Genomic DNA, 16,331 nt, shown 5'->3' on the forward strand with positions numbered 1-16,331 from the left:
TTACCGAATAAGGTGGTGAAAAGTGGGGGAAGTCACGGTGCCTTATAAATAAACAACATAGTGGGCGTTGTAGTAATCAAAGGAAGATGCTGTAAGCTGCTTTAAAAAATCTTTGCCATATTGATTGACCCAAGGCAGGATATTCCAGCACCTCTCCTGCAATCCTCCTTCCGGATGCAAGCAAATATTTACTAAATCAAAACCTTCTAATGTTTTTCTATGTTTTTCCTGTAAGGCTTTTTGGATTCTATCTTCTATAAAATCAATATCTTCATATAAATACTCCAAATTTTTGTCTGCAATAAACTTGAGGTCTGCCCGTATTTCCTCCGCAGCTTTCCTTAATGGACGATGCACTTCTTCGATTGATTTTTTAACTTGATCAGCCAGTGCTTCTATAGGAGGATTTGATTGGGAAGCCAGCCAATTTGTCTTATCTGAATACACGCCACGTTCGACAACCGTCTTAATGCTCAAAGAGAGGTTATGGATTATTTTTTCGACATTCCTGTCCACTAGCGTAAAGGATAAACGCGGAAGTACCGGCGGCATTTTCAAACCAAGTGCATGAAATGCCGGTTTTAAAACCGACCAATAACCAACTTCTCCTGGTCCCCCAAAAAAGGCGAGCGTAGGAAAAAGCAATTCCTGCATGAGCGGACGCGTCACCACATTGTTGCTTAACTTCTCAGGATGCTCCATGGCAATCAACCGTAGCTCCTCTGTCGTAAAGCTACATTCATTTTGCTTCCCAGCCCAAGTGCCATCATCCTGTTTAAAAAGCAAAATCCTTTCCCCATCCTGATGGTAAAAAAGATGTCCGCTTTCTGGTTCAGCATCTAGTGAAACCGCATATCCCTCGTTACTGTTTTGTTGAATAGCCTGATAAACATCATGGCTGATGGCAGGCTGATTCTCAATCATTGCCAAGAAATTTTCACTCTCCAAGCTTCTAACAAGCGGATTTCCCGAATCAACCAGAACGATCCCTTCTTCATCAAATATCCAAAACACCAGCTTGGCGAAAAAGTCGACATAAGTTACAGAACTATGCAGCAACTCCTGACAGCAATCGTACAACTCCCTCGTATTTTCAGTTTCTGAAAGCTGCGAGAAAATCCTTTCCAGCCATTCTTCCAACATGGCATGGTCCATTTCTAAAGTGGACATGGAGTTTTTTTGTTCCGGTTGCTGTCTTACTTTGTTTTTTTTCATGCGATTTTTTTGCGGCATCATTATATGATTGATTTCATCGAAATCATGATCCTCCCCGGCAATCCAGAAGACAGGGATTACTGGCTTGCCAAGCAGTTTTTCTTGTTCTCTGGCAAAATGGAGGATGGAAATAATTTTATGTATTGTATATAAAGGACCGGTCAACAGCCCTGCCTGCTGCCCGCCGATTACAACCATGCTATTTTCTTCTTTCAGTCGTTCGATATTGCGCATTGTCGCCTGGGGTGCACCCCATCCTTGATTTAATTCTTCTAATACAGCGGACAATCCCTGACGGTTATATTGCTTGCCACTAAGATCCGCAGCCCTTTGGACATAAGTCTCCTGTTGGAAAGGCTGGTAATCAAATTTATCCTGAATCACTTTATCTCCTGATCTGTAACCAGAGATAAGTTTTGTTTGTTTGTTTATTTCAATTGGGTCGATCCGCACAATTACCTGCTCCTTTATTTAAATTAGCCTATTCGTATTTTACAGAAAACAAATAGGAAATTCACTTATTATGTTTACACCTCAAGAAGACTTGCTGTTACGCCGTAAATAACGAGCAAAAGATAAAGCAAGCTGAAAAGCAGGAAATTAAGCCTCCAATACTTTCTCCATGCGATCCGGAATAACACTTCTCCCCTTTGTTTAAATTGAACGATGATAAACACACTGAGCAAAACAAGCAGGAAAAGAGCGATATATCCAAAATAATTCGTTTCATATAAGTGATGTAAAATCACTCCTACCGAGAGAATATAGAGAAGTGTTGTATAATTAACCGACACATGCAGCGCTTTCAGCCGGTTCTTTCTTATTTTTCTGGCAATGAAATAAACAAGCCAGGATACAACTGCCGGCAAGGTCAAACAAAAAGCGAACAACCATACAATCAAATCAATCATTCCTCAATCCTCCCGCATTCCACTCCAAGGCCTTTATGCTTCGATAAACAAAAGCAGTATAAACAGGTTCACACAGAGCAATTTCAAGGATATAACCGGTTATTGCTTCGATTTCGGTCTTTCTTCCTGTTTCGATGTCCTTCCTCATGGAAGAGTGATTATCTTTTGTTTGAAATGCTATTCGCTTTACTCGCTCCCATGATTGTTCCAGACTTAAACCAAGCACTTCACACGCTTCCTGGCACAGCTTCCGAGCAAGCCACAAAAGATGTTCATTCTCCAACAAACTTCCATTTTTAACTTGAAACAAAGCAGTGAGTGGATTGATCACCGCATTGACAACTAGTTTTTCAGTCAACATACGATACCAATCATCTTCTATGCAAATCGGGAAAGAGGAACTTGCCAGCCTGCGCTCGATTTCGTTACTGGACGTATCACCAATGGCTAACGGAGCAATTTTACATACCCCTATCCCAGTCTGTTCGACGGTATTATCATCATGCTTCATCGCCCCGAACTCAACAACTGCTATGAAAATCGTATGGCTTTCATTCATTTTGTTCAATTGTGCAAGGTGCCCCATTCCATTCTGCATGAAAATCAAAGGCACTTTTGGAAAAGCATGCAAGCTTGGAAGGATTTCAGCTAACTGGTATTGTTTTACCGCCACCAGTATGATGTCTTCTTTTTTCATCTCATCCACAAGAAGCACTTTTACCGGAAAAGCTTTTTTATCAGGAACTAAAAAGACTCCATTGTTATTGATTCTATCTTTCTGCTCCTTCCTTCTTACATAGACAGTAACTTCATGCTCTCCTGCCGTTAAACGGGCAGCGGTAAGGAGCCCGACCGCCCCGCCGCCTATAATGCCGACATTCATGTTTTTACCCCCAATTAATCCAACTATTAGGATTGTAGCAAAGAATTCCGCAAATATCTGCAAAACTTTTTTGTTATGCAGTAAAAATATACAATTCATTTCATTCTGAAAATTTTTATATTATAATAAAATGGAAAGCAATAGGGTTCAGAAAGCTTTCCCTCTTCACCGGAAAGCTTGGTATATAATCTGGTGACAACCAGAGGAGAAGTACAGTAGGAAAGGGGAAATGATGATGCATCAAGTGAAGGTAGAAAGGCTGTTAGTCAATTACAAAACGCTGGAGAAATTCAAGCGTTTCAAAGAATACGGAAACCAGGAACTTTCGATGCTGGAGGATTTGGAAAGCAACATCATTGAAAATAACAGTGAATCACCTTTTTTCGGGATTTACTATGGAAACGCTTTAGTAGCCAGGATGAGCCTGTATAAAGTCGACGCCAAATATGACCAGTATTTTACCCCTCCACAAGACTATCTCGAGCTCTGGAAACTTGAAGTATTACCTGATTACCAAGGAAGAGGATACGGCAGCCGTCTGGTCGATTTTGCCAAAGAATATCAGTTGCCGATTAAAACGAATCCAAGGATCAATTCTCATGGTTTTTGGGAAAAGATGGGCTTTCAAAAAGCTAAATATAACATGGAGAGAGATTTAGGAGAGAACCCGCTAATATGGACTCCTGAAGGTGTAGCCGAGCAAAGTGTTTCGTGAGGTAACCGTTGGAGGATTGGATGAACACCAAAGCCGTCCCACTTGAGCACTGCCTGTTTTGGCGGTCTCTTGAAGACGGCTCTTTTCTATTGACCGGATTTTAATTTAACTCCGTGGTTCTTCCTCCTGGTTTTCCGCCCAGTTCCATAACTCCCTGATTTCGAGCCAGGCATCCTGGTACCTTTTCAACCGTTCCTTCAATTGCTCATTTTCCGTCTTTAATTTCTCGATTTCCAGATCGGTCGATTGTTTTCCGGCTTTTTCGTATTGGTGCCGCAGTTTTTCCAACAACGATATAGCGGTCTCGAGCCCGGTATCTTTCCCACTATTTTGCACTTCTGGTTGATAGACAGGATAATGGTCGGCCTGCTTTCTTTCCTGTTTTGCAAGCTGGATTTCCTGCTGATACTGTTTTCTTATGGAAGCATTCCATCGAAACCCACAGGCTGCTGGTGTTCTGGATAGTCTGTTTGCTACTTCCTTGAATGCTTCAAGCTGGGTTTTCCCTTCTCTAATATAGCGAAGAACAGTCTCAGCAAGCAGGATATCCTCATCCTGGCTCCACGCGTCCTGTCTCGTATTATTCATATCATCCCTCCTGTTCACGGTTTGCTATCAATGTATGCGAAAGATAGGAATGATAGAATAAAATCCGCTTCTATTTTTTTCTTTGGTTGTGAAATGCTTCTATTGCCTGTATATGTTCGGGGGAATCCCACAAAGAAGCACAATCTTTCACTTCCTTTTCCATTTCTCCAAAAATCTTTTCTACATTAACATCGTTCAAGTATTGTTTTTTTAATAGACGAAGCAAATCGGTTGATTTGGTAAGAAAAGGACTTGCAAAGTATTCCAACGATTTTTCTTCTGAATATATTCCATGCAGCCAGCCAGATTGCACTAGCTCTTTTGCCGAATAAATCTCCCCCCTCGACAACCAGCGAAATGCATGCGAAGGCAGGATGCGATGGTACAATAAGGCTCCGCCTCCCCAACCAGGGGTAATACCGAGTTTTGACTGAATAAAACCAAATTTGCGGCCGCCTGACGCAAATCGTTCATCGCATGCGGTAGCAATTTCACAGCCACCCCCAAGTGCATCCCCATTAAGCAGAGCGATTGTCGGTAAAGGAAAAATGAATAAACGATACAAAAAATTCCTCATTTGGTTCAGTCGATTAAACGCCTCTTCCGGACTCAATTCGACGTGAAAGTCACCCAAGTCTCCACCCGCACAAAAAAAGGGGCTCTCACCGCTTGTGACAATCAAGCATTTGATAGCCGCCTGATCAATAGCTTGTTCAGCCAACGACAGTGCTTCGTTTAACTCTGCAGCCATCTCTAGTGAGACTGCATGATGTTTCTCCGGGCGTTGCAAGCGGATGACCGCAAAATGACCCTCTACCATGTTAAATTCAATAAAATCCATCGATTCCCCATCCTTTTGATCAAATAAAAAAATCACCTTTCAAACCGCTCGGATAGCTAGTTCAAAAGGTGATTTCTTTATAAGACGCCGATTGATGATATTATTGCTCAACCACTTGTTTTCCGTCATAATGACCGCAATTTTTGCAAACATGGTGCGGTTTTGTGTATTCACCACAGTTAGAGCACTCAATCATGCCTGGTACGTGGAGTTTTTTATGCGTACGGCGTTGATTTTTGACTTTTTTAGAAGTTCTTCTTTTTGGTACTGCCATGTCTTACACCTCCTTCAACTAATAACGAAAATCTTTCCTTATCTTTACGAAAAAATAATTTAGGATTTTTTCTATTTATTCTAATAAGGTACAGGCAAAGCCCAAAAGCTTGCCTTAACGATTTTCTTCTTGATCATTTTTGTTTAGCAATGATTGCAGTTTTTCCAGACGTGGGTCGACCTTCTCCTCGGATTTACCCTCGGTTTGCAATTCCCAGCCTTCCCCTTCCGTCAGAGCATTTTCCTGCACCTTCGGATCATCGGAAAATACACGAAACGGTACTTCCAATAAAACATTTTCCTTTATATAAGGTTTTAAGTCAAGCATTTCTCCATCAACCGGATGAATTTCTGAATCATCTTCCTCCTGGTAATATGGAGAAGCAGAAAATACCTCCAAGGCATCGATATGGAATGGATAAGGAACATCCGCCAACGTTCTGGCACAAGGCAGAATCATTTCTCCATCAATCGTAAAATGAAAGGTAACTTCATTCCCCTGCGTAGTAGCTTGGCCTTTGACCAAAACAGGATCAATTTTCCGAATATCATTGTTCATTTCTTCAATCTCAGAAATATCTACATGGTCTTCAAATGAATAGCCTTCCACACCGGCCATCTTTAACTTTTGAAGAGGAAATTTCATTTATATCACCTCAAGGCAACAAAAAATATTTTAAAAGGAATTGTGGCATTTGTCAATATTTTTTCTTTACAGAGTTGATTTTATTCCAACTTAAATACTGGCAATGAGCGCATATTCTTGTATACTAACATATTCCCGATAAATACCCAAATTAAAATGCAGTTATACAGCTTATTTGGTAGAATGATGGTAAACGATGGACAGGAGTTGGTTTTACATGAAAGCGTGTGGACTGATAGTGGAGTACAATCCGTTTCATTTCGGACATCTTTACCATTTGCAGCAGTCACGGGGAAAATCTGGTGCCGACTGCGTTGTAGCGGTTATGAGCGGTAATTTTTTGCAGCGTGGTGAGCCTGCCATCATTGACAAATTTTCTCGTGCAAAAGCTGCCATCGAGTGTGGAGTCGACCTGGTAGTCGAACTGCCAGCAGTTTTTGCTGTGCAAAACAGTGACTTGTTTGCAAAAGGAGCCCTGCTCACCTTGGATGAATTAAAAGTAGAAACGGTGTGTTTCGGCAGTGAACATGGCAGGATTGATACTTTCAACCAGGCTTACGAGCATTACAACCAGCATCAGGAGAAATACGACCAGGAACTTAAACGTTCATTGAGAAATGGCTATTCCTTTCCTGAAGCAAGCAGGATTGCTTATCAATCAATCGGGTTGAACGCAGAAACATTCGACTTGTCCAAACCGAACAATATCCTCGGTTACAGTTATGTGAAAACGATCAGAGATTATGGATTATCCATACATCCTTTAACGATAAAACGTGTGCATAACGATTTCCATGAACCGGTAATCAATCACTCTATTGCTAGTGCAACCAGTATTCGGAATGAGCTAAACAAACACCAAACGATTACGGAAGATGCAAAAAAGACGCTCCCTGAACCCGTTCAACAATTGTTGTTTGAATACAAAGCAGAGGCCGGTTTATGGCATAGTTGGCAGGCTTACTTTGACATTCTTCAGTACCGCATACTTACCATGGAAGTTGAAGAAATCCGGGAGATTCATGGGGTTGAGGAGGGGTTGGAAAATCGATTAAAAGCAACTGCTGCCGAGGCGGACAACTTTATGGATTGGATGACCGCTTTAAAAACAAAACGATATACTTGGACAAGACTCCAACGAATAATGGTGCACCTATTGCTGAACAACAAAAAACAAACCATCCAACCGTTACTGGCTATTGAAAAGGTTCCGCATTTACGGATTTTGGCTATGAATAAGACCGGACGGGCTTACATCAATCAAAAGCGAAAGGATATCGAAGCACCACTTGTTTCCCAATTAAAAAAACAAAAAGGCCCGCTTGCCGTGATTGACGAAAAAGCTTCAAACGCCTATTATAGTGTCGCCAATCAGCATACGAGGAGCAAACTTAGACGCCAGGAACGTACTTCCCCTTACATATCATCTGAAGCATAGAAAAAAGAGTCCGGGTAAGCTTGACCGGACTCTTTTTCCATGACCAACTGGTTCATTCCATTTCCTGGAGATAGGATAACGCATCATCAAATGTATCTACTGGGACAACCTTCATATCTGTTCCAATTTCCTTTGCCGTTTCTACAGCAACATGATAATTGGAATCCTCGGCTCCTCCTTCATTCGGCGCAAAGAAGACCTCACAGCCTTCCCGATCAGCAGCAATGACTTTTTTATCGATGCCTCCAATACGACCAACTTCCCCTTCATAATTAATTTCGCCTGTTCCGGCTATCTGATGTCCATGCGTCAAGTCATCTTCTGTTAATTGATCGTAAATTTCCAAACTGAACATCAGACCGGCGCTTGGACCACCAATATTTCCACTGGCAAATTTCAGTTCAGGCTCAACTTCTACATTTCGATTGGTTACGAGTTGAATACCTACGCCTATTTTTTCCTGTCCCGGGAAACTTTCTAACTCAATGGTTTTATGGACAGTTTCTTCTTCTCTTTCCACCGTGACATCTATTTGGTCACCGGCTTTTTTACTTGAAACATAATCGATTAAGTCATCAGAGGTTTCCAGTTCTCGACCGTCTATTTCCACAATTTTGTCTCCGGCTTTCAGCTTTCCCTCTGCCGGCATCCCTTCAATTACCGCTACCACATATACCCCTTCATATTCAATGTCTATCTGTTTACCTGCAGCCTTATAAGCTACGACCGTGGAAGCTTCCTGGGAGCTTTCCATCATTTGCAATTGTGCCTGAAAGTAGTCATCTTGGGAGATTCCTTCTGGAAACACTTTGTCAATTGGTTCGATATCCTGATGGGGACGTATGGATGCCCATAAATACTGTAAAGGGGTAGCTTGTCCCCCTCTTATTGTTACAAGATGCATATCCCCTTCACTCTCATATCCATCTGCTACTTCTACAATCGGATTCAGCGCATCAGCACCGCCTGGCTTATAAATATAATAAGGCAACCGGTAACTAACCAAAAAAGCCGCAATAACTATTACTATGATTGCGGGAATCAGAGTCTTTTTATTGAATTTCATCTCTTTTCTCCTTCCAATCCTCGATGCTGCGAATAATCTCTGGTAGTTTGCGTAATGCTTCCCGCTCTCCTTCATCGACAATCGCTTCTATATCTTTAAATGCCCGGGAGCTATAAGCTGATACATTCGGTTTCAAAAGTATATCTGCCTGAGGACCCGACGCGTTTACCAACTCATCCTGCATGATATCGATACTTTGGATGATCACATCGTAAATGGATTCAATATCGGTATTCATCTCAAAATGAGCACAATCCACTCCTATAACGAGATCGGCGCCTAGCTGCTTGGCGACCGAGACAGGAACACGGTCCACCACTCCCCCGTCCACAAACAGCTGACCCCCGATATTAACAGGAACAAATATTCCCGGAATCGATATGCTAGCCCGGACGGCCTCTGCCGCATTACCTTCTGTGAAAACTTTTTTACTGCCATCATATAAATTGGTCGCTGTCACACCAACAGGAATATCAAATTGCTCCAGGTTTTTTTTGAATGTAAATAAGTGAATGTATTCTTTTATACGTTCCCCTTGAAGGAAACCCATATTCGGCAGCGTAAAATCGAGAAAATACTTTCGCCTGAACGTGCGGGCAAGCTGATATAAACTGTCAATGCCCTGACCGGATGCATAAAAAGCACCTACTAACGCTCCCATGCTGCTGCCCGCTATATAATCAATGGCAATATCATTGTCCGTTAAAGCTTTTAACACACCTAAGTGGGCAAATCCCCTTGCCCCTCCTGAACCTAACGCCAATCCAATAGATGGGTTCACTGCGGAACGCTCCTTTAACACCTATGTTTTTTACCTATATTATGGCATAAAACCAATAACTATGAGCGTATATTGTTAAAGGATTGCTTGTACTAAAGGAGCTATACATATTCTACTATTTCCCCTAATAGAAGTACAGAAATGTGTAAGCTTGTAAGCTCACCAACTGGGAGGCCGGAATTTTGAAATCAAAAATAAAATCGATTTTGCTTGCCGGTATAGCTTTGTTTCTGGCGGCTGCATTAATTACCTATCCAGACCAGACGTTGGAAGCAAGTATACGAGGATTGAACATGTGGTGGGAAATCGTATTTCCTTCCCTGCTCCCTTTCTTTATCACTGCCGAATTATTAATCGGGTTCGGGGTTGTTCGCTTTATCGGCGTTTTGTGCGAACCAATCATGCGTCCGCTATTTAATGTCCCTGGAGTTGGAAGTTTCGTCTGGGCAATGGGAATGGCCAGCGGTTATCCATCCGGAGCAAAGCTTACTACTCGATTGAGACAGGAAAAACAATTAACCAAAAACGAAGCGGAACGACTAGTTTCTTTTACGAACGCTTCCAATCCTTTGTTTATTTTTGGAGCTGTATCTGTGGGATTTTTTCATGATGCCCAATTGGGTATTCTATTAGCAGTTTGTCACTATGGAGGAAATACGCTTGTCGGGTTTTGCATGCGTTTCTACGGAAGGGAACAGAAAGAACGCGGGGAAGAAAAACCAAGCGTATCCTTATACAATGCCTTACAGGCACTTCATCGAACCAGATTACAGGATTCACGCCCATTCGGAAAAATATTCGGTGACGCTGTCATCCATTCTATCCAAACACTATTGATGATAGGTGGATTTATTATCATGTTTTCCGTGTTCAATAAACTGATTTTCCTGATCGGTATTTCCAAAATCCTCGCTGTCGGTATTTCACTGCTTTTCTCGATGGCAGGTATTCCCGGGGAATTGGCACTTCCTTTTTTTTCAGGCTTGTTCGAGATCACCCTTGGTGCTCAGATGATTTCTGGGGTGAATTTGCCGAGCATCCTTCCTCAAGTGGTAGTAGTTAGTTTTATACTTGCATTTAACGGTTTTTCTGTGCAGGCTCAGGTCGCGAGTATCTTAGCTGAAAGCGACATTCGCTTTGCCCCTTACTTCTTTGCGAGAATCCTTCATGGTGTTTTTGCGAGCACTTTGGCCATTTTATTATTCAAACCACTATACCAGGATCAGCTGACTTCTTCCTGGAGCAGCATCCCTGTTTTTGCTGCCGACGGAGATATGGACTGGCTCTATCCCTTTGAACTGCTTCAACACTTTGGACCAATGATCACCATGATATCACTTGCGTGCGCAGCGCTTATCTTACTTCGCAGACTATCAAGGCATTGAATGATCAAAAATTAAAGGCTGTGCCAATCCTATACGCCAAAACAGCGTACACAACCGGGCACAGCCTCACTCGTTTAAGTGAATTTTTTCTTAAGGGCGGATTCCACTACCTTTGGAACCAAATCAGATACATCCGCATGATATTTGGCAACTTCTTTTACCATACTAGAACTGAGAAAAGAATATTCATTATTTGTCATCATAAAAAATGTCTCTATGTCTTCATTAAGCTTGCGATTCATCGAAGTAATTTGCATTTCGTATTCGAAATCGCTGACAGCACGCAATCCCCTTATAATCGCGGTTGCTTCTTTTTGTTTGGCATACTCCATCAACAGTTCGCTGCTTGAATCCACTTCGACATTCTCCAATTCGATAGTAGCCTCTTTTAGCAATTCGATTCTTTCTTCCACTGAAAATAGCGGAGATTTCGATTGGTTATGGAAAACGGTCACGATCATTTTGTCAAAAACCTTAGCTCCCCGTTGTATAATATCCAGGTGCCCATTTGTGACCGGATCAAAACTCCCCGGACATATCGCTAATCTGCCCATAGTTATTGCTCCTTTCGATGGTAAATCGTAATTCCGGTTGTACCCCCGTAAATTTCGGTCTGTCGCCGAGAAAAGCTTCCACATTCATCTTTAAGTGTGTCCCTTCTTTCATGCTCGCACACAATAAGGCCTTCTTTTGTTAGCAAGTTATATGTATCAATTGCTTCTAGTAATTCCTCATAGGACACTTTACTGTAAGGAGGGTCTAAAAATATCACATCAAAAAGCAACTCTCGCTTTCCAGCTGCCTTTAAAGCCATAAAAGCATCCGTGCGAAAAACTTCTGCTGCCTCTTCAAGCTTCAGTGTACGAAGATTATCATATATCGTGCGGACAGCTTTTGGCTGTTTGTCTACAAATACAGCTTTTTCCATTCCCCGGCTCAATGCTTCAATCCCGAGTCCTCCTGAGCCGGCAAACAAATCCAAACAGCTCCCCCCCTGGAAAAACGGACCGATAATTTGAAACAACGCTTCTTTCACTTTATCGGTAGTTGGCCTGGTGAGCCGGTTAGGCACTGCCTTTAATTGTCTTCCTTTAAAATTACCGGAAATCACTCTCATCAGCGTCCACCTCTTCGCTTTATATTCGACCTCCATCCTATCATAAAAGAGAAGGAAGCGGAAATTTTCCTCTCTTTAAAATTATGTGCTTAGGAAGGGTATATTTTTAATACAGCCGTCCATACTAACGTAGTGAAGCAGCTGCCTATCCTGACGGCTGCTTCAGAACACGGAGAAGGCTTACGTTTCCCCATAAGTTCTTCTTCCGGTTTCTCCTCTCCCTTTGCCTTTTTGTTTTCTGGAAAGAGAACAAAAAGGGCCTGCAGATTTATCTGCAGGCTTTTTTTATGGAAAGGCTTTTTGTCCTTTTTTGCCGGATTTTCTCTTCCTCTATTTGCAAAGGCTTTGTCTCGTGCTAAAGTATGGTTGAAGAGAGGTGGACAAATGATTCAACGATTTGTAGAACTGGGGAATGGGTATGCAGATCTATATGAACTCTGTGAACTTGCAGAACACATGCCAGATAGGATAAGCCACTTTGTATCGCTCCGAACAGAGAAAAATGGCAAGAGGGTTACATCACCGGCGATCATCATGAACCCGACCAAACAGGGTGATTTTCAGCCGATTTATATTAGTTTGGAAGGTGTACCGGATTCAGAAAATGCTGCAAGTAAACGGTATGAATTGTTTAAAAAGTCAGCTGATAATAAGGGATTCGAAATCAAGTCACTAGTAGTAAAGCCCTCTACGGAGTTCCATGAAAAGGCATTGTACTTTCAATATTTAATCGGGATTTTTCAAATGAACCGGTTAATGAAAATTCATTAATCAGGTGTTCATGTAAAAGAATGGAACAGCGAAAAAACATCCTGCCGATTAACCGGACAGGATGTTTTTCAGATTCCCATTTTATAATCATATTCTTTCGCTTTGTCCATTTTTGCATTTTCGAATTCCGTATTGACATAAGGCTTATAAGAAAAATCAACCTTCGAGATAAACGGTAATTCATTCAGTTTACTGGCTGTTTCTTCCGCTTCTAGTAAATCCACATAAACTACCGCATATTTTCGCTGCTTCGATACATATATCAAATGGCCGAATCGTTTAATTTGTTTTATGTTTTTCATATGTTGAAACCAAACAATCAGCCCCTGGCGTTTTGTTCGCATATAGAATCCTCGCTTATTAACAGATTTACATCTACTTTATCAGAATATTTAGCATTCATCAATTTATGTGGATAAATAAAAAGGGCTGGACCATTCATTCCGTATGAGATCCAGCCACTCATGTATATATGGTAAGTTATGAAGCTTGGCAGCCGCAGCTTCCACCGCTGCCACAGCCACAGCCGCTATCCTGAAGGGCTGCACCATCTTTCGGCACTTTCACCTGCTCACTGGCGCTATGGGCAACCAAATCACTGATTTCATCCAAAAACTGTTGCAAACTGCGTTCAGCAATCTTAAAAGAAGCTACTTTTTCGTTCATGTCCATTTCCCGTTTCGTAGCCCTGACATCCTTCATTATTTGATTATAATCCGGATGGTATCGTCCAAACCGCTGAACTTCTTCGTATTGTTCTTTCATACGAGTGAAGGAAGCAATCAGTTTTTGCGCTTCAGCATCTTCTTGCAGCTGTCTTTTTTGCTGATGATACTCTTCCATGACATCAGATTGAAGAATCATTTTGCCAAGTGCTTCTGACTTATCTAAAATGTCGACTAACTCTAAAGTGGCAAACACTGTATTCCACCTCCATAACCTATATAATACCAACTATATAGTGAATTGAAAAGCAGTAGCGGCTGATTCAACATACGAAAGTCGACAATAACACCTTTAAAAAGGAAATAAAACAATCTTATTTCCTCAAAAAAAGCACAAATGATACAAATGATACAAATGACACGTAACGAAGATGAGTCTCTGCTTAATCTTTCATAGCTCCAGCCAACTGGATGAGCATCGTAACCATTTGCATTTGATCGCTTAATCGTTCCATTCGTTGCGGGATTGTCTTTCCATAAAAAACTTTGGCTGCTTTTTCCATTTCCTTCAGTTCATCGGGATTTCGGGTCAATTTCCGGTACCATTCCGGATTCATTCTGATAAAATGCTTCAAGTCGGGACGGTTGTTCAACTGTTGATAGATAACAGGCTGCATGACGTTCCCCTCCCTATTCTAATCTTTACTCCATGGGCCCTTATGGAATGAAGGCTGCTTTACTGAAGACTGTTTTTTATACTCTTGGAACTGACCGATTAACGTCTGGATATTGTTAATCGCCCCGTTTAATTGATGCATGTGACCTTGCACTTTATTTAGATCTACCTTCTCGATTATTTGCATGAACTGACTGGCGAGCTGATTCTGCTTTGTTTGGGACTCATCTTCTTCCGATTTTGCTTGCTTTTGTCCCCCACGCAGGCTGCCACTCTTGTAATTCTTCCATTTTTCATCATCTTCTCCAAGTAATACCCACATTTCATATATATCCTGCCAGGAATTCCTATTTTGATTTACTTCTTCAATCAATCCAGGATGCTGTTTTACAAAAGCTTTGAACTCCTGGACAGAAGGATGTAATGCACTCATTGAAAATCACCCGCTCCCCATATCCTTTTTCAATCATTATATGAATACTGAAAATATACTGTGAAGAACGAAGGAACGGTCTTCCCTTAAAATATAAACCGCTAATTACTATCGCTGGATTTATATAAAAAAAGACAGCCATTAAAAAGGCTGCCTCTTTCCCGCTAAGGTTTTTGCATAAAATTCTGGGTATAGTAGTAACGGTAGACACCTACACCTAGATGGGTATAGCCATCTTTTAACAAGGCCTCACGGTGCCCTTCACTATTAAGCCAACCTTCAACCGCTGCCGGACCGTCCGTGTACTGAGCCGCTATATTTTCTCCTGCAGACAAGTAATAAATTTCATGATCACTAAGCCGTTCTTTTAGTCCCTCTCCGTTTTGGGAATAATGAGAAAAGTAATTGTTGTCCGACATGTCTTTACTATGTGAGAAGGCAACTTCCGCAATCGGGTCATCCCAACTAAGCGTACTTTTATCATGCCGGCTTCTTATCACATTGGTTATATCAAAGATTTGTTTTTCCATGCCATTTTGCACTTCTTCCCATTCTTCATCCGTCAACTCCGGTTTTTCAGGTAATTTACCGCGATAATAGATTTCATAAGGGCGCTGTTTCAATAAAATATCTTTGGTTACAACACGTACGGAAGATAGTTTCTCCGTAAACGTATCAAAATATAGCTGCATGTAAGTTTGCTTGTCCAATTTTACCAAGGGGCGCACCTTGATTTCTTCATCCGTTAATTGGAACCGGTAAGAAGTGATCCCCTCTGAAATAGATACCTCATTCTCAAAATCAAAGTGAGAGGATGTTTCCTCATAAGATTGTCCAATGCTTACCGGATCAATCGATAAGTCATCACCTGTTGCAAAGATAGTGACCACTTTACCATCTGCCACCCCAAATTGCATATATTGATGTTCATCGTTTGTATAAATCCACCAGTCATAGCCATATGAACTCTTATCTTTCCTGAGCGGTTCTCCCAGTTCATCAACCAAATCGTCGGTTGACTCACCAATCCTGCTGTACAAATCACCTTCCAGGCCAATTTCGGAAGTAAAGTGGTCTGGAGTCGATTTACTTTCCATTTCTGTTTCCTTCGTCTTTAATTTCTGTTCTACTTTTTGTACTGCTTCATCGGGATTAAAATCACCTATTCTTACCAAATAAAAGATTCCGGTCCCGATAAGTATTAGCAAGATCCATCTTCCAATTCCTCTCATAGCCCTTAAACTCCTTTTTTGCCTGTTAAATAATTATAATAATTGAAATCCGAGTTTATGAAAAGAAATTGAGAAACCCTTTTTCTTTTCGTATAGAAAGATCAAAATATTGAAAGAAACAGGCTGTCCCCCATCTAAAAGGAATGCGAAATGGGGACAGCCTGTTCTTAGTTACCAGTATTAGTGAATTTGCGGACGCTCTGAAATTTCCTCCAGTGCATGTCCGGCAGCTAAATTGGATTTTTCCTCCAACGCTAAGTCCCCAAGGGAAACAATTCCCGTCAACTTCCCTTTTTCTACGACAGGCAAACGACGGATTTGCTTTTCCGCCATTAAGCTACTTGCTTCTTGTACCGAAGTATCAGGGGATACAGAGTAAAGTTTCCCACTCATGACATCACTTACTTTAGTCGAAGTACTTTTATCACGCGCCAAACCGCGCACCACCAAGTCTCTGTCGGTAATCATCCCTAGTAATTCCTGATTGGCTCCACAAACGGGAACAGCCCCGACATTGTGGTCTGTCATGATTTTGGCAGCTTCTGTCAACGTATCATCTGCTGAACAAACAGAAAGATCTGTTGTCATAATCTCTCTCAGTTTTTTCATTGCAGGACCTCCTAGCTGATTTCTGAATGGTACTCCCCACTCTGTAAGTATTGTTCCCCCAATACGCCCAAACAAATCGCACTCGT

21 protein-coding genes are annotated in these 16,331 nt (G+C 41.6%); 4 read left to right on the top strand and 17 right to left on the bottom strand.

What is annotated here, in order from left to right; all coding sequences use genetic code 11:
* Positions 1-42 precede the first annotated feature (42 nt).
* The 3 genes from bshC to BN1067_RS15685 all read right to left on the bottom strand — a co-directional run bounded on the left by bshC (position 43) and on the right by BN1067_RS15685 (position 3,009).
* The gene (gene bshC, locus BN1067_RS15675; protein WP_053219771.1) at positions 43-1,668 is read right to left on the bottom strand and encodes a bacillithiol biosynthesis cysteine-adding enzyme BshC; all 1,626 of its coding nucleotides are present in this window, start codon (positions 1,666-1,668) and stop codon (positions 43-45) included.
* A 74-nt stretch (positions 1,669-1,742) separates the two neighbouring features.
* Positions 1,743-2,126 (bottom strand): DUF3397 family protein, encoded by a 384-nt coding sequence (locus BN1067_RS15680; RefSeq protein WP_053219772.1) that lies wholly within the window; start codon positions 2,124-2,126, stop codon positions 1,743-1,745.
* Positions 2,119-3,009, bottom strand: coding sequence for a 2-dehydropantoate 2-reductase (locus tag BN1067_RS15685; RefSeq protein ID WP_053219773.1), 891 nt, complete (start codon positions 3,007-3,009; stop codon positions 2,119-2,121). The genes BN1067_RS15680 and BN1067_RS15685 overlap by 8 nt, the downstream gene beginning before the upstream one ends.
* Positions 3,010-3,244: 235 nt before the next feature.
* Between BN1067_RS15685 and BN1067_RS15690 the strand changes: the two genes are divergently transcribed.
* Complete coding sequence (locus BN1067_RS15690; protein WP_053219774.1) at positions 3,245-3,724, top strand: N-acetyltransferase; 480 nt, start codon at positions 3,245-3,247, stop codon at positions 3,722-3,724.
* 105 nt (positions 3,725-3,829) lie between these two features.
* Here BN1067_RS15690 and BN1067_RS15695 read toward each other — a convergent pair whose 3' ends face one another.
* From BN1067_RS15695 to BN1067_RS15710, 4 genes are all read right to left on the bottom strand, one after another.
* Entirely contained in the window at positions 3,830-4,312 is a 483-nt protein-coding gene (locus BN1067_RS15695; RefSeq protein WP_053219775.1) for an RsfA family transcriptional regulator, read from the bottom strand.
* 70 nt (positions 4,313-4,382) lie between these two features.
* Positions 4,383-5,153 (bottom strand): enoyl-CoA hydratase/isomerase family protein, encoded by a 771-nt coding sequence (locus BN1067_RS15700; RefSeq protein ID WP_053219776.1) that lies wholly within the window; start codon positions 5,151-5,153, stop codon positions 4,383-4,385.
* 100 nt (positions 5,154-5,253) lie between these two features.
* Positions 5,254-5,427 carry a 50S ribosomal protein L32 gene (gene rpmF / locus BN1067_RS15705; protein ID WP_026570466.1) on the bottom strand — a complete coding sequence of 58 codons (174 nt, stop codon included), beginning with the start codon at positions 5,425-5,427 and terminating at the stop codon, positions 5,254-5,256.
* A 114-nt stretch (positions 5,428-5,541) separates the two neighbouring features.
* Positions 5,542-6,072 carry a YceD family protein gene (locus BN1067_RS15710; RefSeq protein WP_053219777.1) on the bottom strand — a complete coding sequence of 177 codons (531 nt, stop codon included), beginning with the start codon at positions 6,070-6,072 and terminating at the stop codon, positions 5,542-5,544.
* A 217-nt stretch (positions 6,073-6,289) separates the two neighbouring features.
* On the opposite strand from BN1067_RS15710, the gene BN1067_RS15715 reads away from it, so the two are divergent.
* A complete protein-coding gene (locus BN1067_RS15715) occupies positions 6,290-7,510 on the top strand; it encodes a nucleotidyltransferase (RefSeq protein WP_053219778.1) in 1,221 nt (406 codons plus the stop codon).
* 52 nt (positions 7,511-7,562) lie between these two features.
* Here BN1067_RS15715 and BN1067_RS15720 read toward each other — a convergent pair whose 3' ends face one another.
* Together BN1067_RS15720 and BN1067_RS15725 are read right to left on the bottom strand one after the other, a co-directional pair.
* Positions 7,563-8,576 carry a SepM family pheromone-processing serine protease gene (locus BN1067_RS15720; protein ID WP_053219779.1) on the bottom strand — a complete coding sequence of 338 codons (1,014 nt, stop codon included), beginning with the start codon at positions 8,574-8,576 and terminating at the stop codon, positions 7,563-7,565.
* On the bottom strand, positions 8,563-9,357 hold the full coding sequence (locus BN1067_RS15725; protein ID WP_053219780.1) for a patatin-like phospholipase family protein: 795 nt from the start codon (positions 9,355-9,357) through the stop codon (positions 8,563-8,565). The genes BN1067_RS15720 and BN1067_RS15725 overlap by 14 nt, the downstream gene beginning before the upstream one ends.
* 182 nt (positions 9,358-9,539) lie before the next feature.
* On the opposite strand from BN1067_RS15725, the gene ylbJ reads away from it, so the two are divergent.
* On the top strand, positions 9,540-10,742 hold the full coding sequence (gene ylbJ, locus BN1067_RS15730; protein ID WP_199868541.1) for a sporulation integral membrane protein YlbJ: 1,203 nt from the start codon (positions 9,540-9,542) through the stop codon (positions 10,740-10,742).
* Between the two features lie 74 nt (positions 10,743-10,816).
* Here the strand turns inward: ylbJ and coaD are convergent, their stop codons facing one another.
* Both coaD and rsmD read right to left on the bottom strand, forming a co-directional pair.
* Positions 10,817-11,296: a pantetheine-phosphate adenylyltransferase gene (gene coaD / locus BN1067_RS15735; protein WP_053219782.1), complete on the bottom strand. Its 480-nt coding sequence runs from the start codon at positions 11,294-11,296 to the stop codon at positions 10,817-10,819.
* Positions 11,297-11,298: 2 nt separating this feature from the next.
* Positions 11,299-11,859, bottom strand: coding sequence for a 16S rRNA (guanine(966)-N(2))-methyltransferase RsmD (gene rsmD, locus BN1067_RS15740; protein ID WP_053219783.1), 561 nt, complete (start codon positions 11,857-11,859; stop codon positions 11,299-11,301).
* Positions 11,860-12,243: 384 nt separating this feature from the next.
* Between rsmD and BN1067_RS15745 the strand changes: the two genes are divergently transcribed.
* On the top strand, positions 12,244-12,630 hold the full coding sequence (locus BN1067_RS15745; protein ID WP_053219868.1) for a DUF7147 family protein: 387 nt from the start codon (positions 12,244-12,246) through the stop codon (positions 12,628-12,630).
* A gap of 68 nt (positions 12,631-12,698) precedes the next feature.
* Here BN1067_RS15745 and BN1067_RS15750 read toward each other — a convergent pair whose 3' ends face one another.
* The 6 genes from BN1067_RS15750 to BN1067_RS15775 form a co-directional block, all read right to left on the bottom strand.
* On the bottom strand, positions 12,699-12,974 hold the full coding sequence (locus BN1067_RS15750; protein ID WP_053219784.1) for a YlbG family protein: 276 nt from the start codon (positions 12,972-12,974) through the stop codon (positions 12,699-12,701).
* Positions 12,975-13,110: 136 nt separating this feature from the next.
* Positions 13,111-13,551, bottom strand: a complete 441-nt coding sequence (locus tag BN1067_RS15755; RefSeq protein ID WP_053219785.1) for a YlbF family regulator — start codon at positions 13,549-13,551, stop codon at positions 13,111-13,113.
* Positions 13,552-13,738: 187 nt separating this feature from the next.
* Positions 13,739-13,972 (bottom strand): YlbE-like family protein, encoded by a 234-nt coding sequence (locus BN1067_RS15760; RefSeq protein ID WP_053219786.1) that lies wholly within the window; start codon positions 13,970-13,972, stop codon positions 13,739-13,741.
* 18 nt (positions 13,973-13,990) lie between these two features.
* Positions 13,991-14,404, bottom strand: a complete 414-nt coding sequence (gene ylbD / locus BN1067_RS15765) for a spore coat protein YlbD (RefSeq protein ID WP_053219787.1) — start codon at positions 14,402-14,404, stop codon at positions 13,991-13,993.
* 164 nt (positions 14,405-14,568) lie between these two features.
* On the bottom strand, positions 14,569-15,636 hold the full coding sequence (locus tag BN1067_RS15770; protein ID WP_053219788.1) for a CAP domain-containing protein: 1,068 nt from the start codon (positions 15,634-15,636) through the stop codon (positions 14,569-14,571).
* Positions 15,637-15,816: 180 nt separating this feature from the next.
* The gene (locus BN1067_RS15775; protein WP_053219789.1) at positions 15,817-16,245 is read right to left on the bottom strand and encodes a CBS domain-containing protein; all 429 of its coding nucleotides are present in this window, start codon (positions 16,243-16,245) and stop codon (positions 15,817-15,819) included.
* Positions 16,246-16,331 lie beyond the last annotated feature (86 nt).

This window comes from Virgibacillus senegalensis, assembly GCF_000821245.2.
GTDB lineage: Bacteria > Bacillota > Bacilli > Bacillales > Amphibacillaceae > Sediminibacillus > Sediminibacillus senegalensis.

Bases quoted from the DNA above. Each gene is read 5' to 3' on its own strand.
- BN1067_RS15680 (WP_053219772.1), bottom strand. From the start codon at position 2,126: ATGATTGATTTGATTGTATGGTTGTTCGCTTTTTGTTTGACCTTGCCG.
- BN1067_RS15685 (WP_053219773.1), bottom strand. From the start codon at position 3,009: ATGAATGTCGGCATTATAGGCGGCGGGGCGGTCGGGCTCCTTACCGCT.
- BN1067_RS15690 (WP_053219774.1), top strand. From the start codon at position 3,245: ATGCATCAAGTGAAGGTAGAAAGGCTGTTAGTCAATTACAAAACGCTG.
- BN1067_RS15695 (WP_053219775.1), bottom strand. From the start codon at position 4,312: ATGAATAATACGAGACAGGACGCGTGGAGCCAGGATGAGGATATCCTG.
- BN1067_RS15700 (WP_053219776.1), bottom strand. From the start codon at position 5,153: ATGGATTTTATTGAATTTAACATGGTAGAGGGTCATTTTGCGGTCATC.
- rpmF (WP_026570466.1), bottom strand. From the start codon at position 5,427: ATGGCAGTACCAAAAAGAAGAACTTCTAAAAAAGTCAAAAATCAACGC.
- BN1067_RS15710 (WP_053219777.1), bottom strand. From the start codon at position 6,072: ATGAAATTTCCTCTTCAAAAGTTAAAGATGGCCGGTGTGGAAGGCTAT.
- BN1067_RS15715 (WP_053219778.1), top strand. From the start codon at position 6,290: ATGAAAGCGTGTGGACTGATAGTGGAGTACAATCCGTTTCATTTCGGA.
- BN1067_RS15720 (WP_053219779.1), bottom strand. From the start codon at position 8,576: ATGAAATTCAATAAAAAGACTCTGATTCCCGCAATCATAGTAATAGTT.
- coaD (WP_053219782.1), bottom strand. From the start codon at position 11,296: ATGGGCAGATTAGCGATATGTCCGGGGAGTTTTGATCCGGTCACAAAT.
- rsmD (WP_053219783.1), bottom strand. From the start codon at position 11,859: ATGAGAGTGATTTCCGGTAATTTTAAAGGAAGACAATTAAAGGCAGTG.
- BN1067_RS15745 (WP_053219868.1), top strand. From the start codon at position 12,244: ATGATTCAACGATTTGTAGAACTGGGGAATGGGTATGCAGATCTATAT.
- BN1067_RS15750 (WP_053219784.1), bottom strand. From the start codon at position 12,974: ATGCGAACAAAACGCCAGGGGCTGATTGTTTGGTTTCAACATATGAAA.
- BN1067_RS15760 (WP_053219786.1), bottom strand. From the start codon at position 13,972: ATGCAGCCTGTTATCTATCAACAGTTGAACAACCGTCCCGACTTGAAG.
- ylbD (WP_053219787.1), bottom strand. From the start codon at position 14,404: ATGAGTGCATTACATCCTTCTGTCCAGGAGTTCAAAGCTTTTGTAAAA.
- BN1067_RS15770 (WP_053219788.1), bottom strand. From the start codon at position 15,636: ATGAGAGGAATTGGAAGATGGATCTTGCTAATACTTATCGGGACCGGA.
- BN1067_RS15775 (WP_053219789.1), bottom strand. From the start codon at position 16,245: ATGAAAAAACTGAGAGAGATTATGACAACAGATCTTTCTGTTTGTTCA.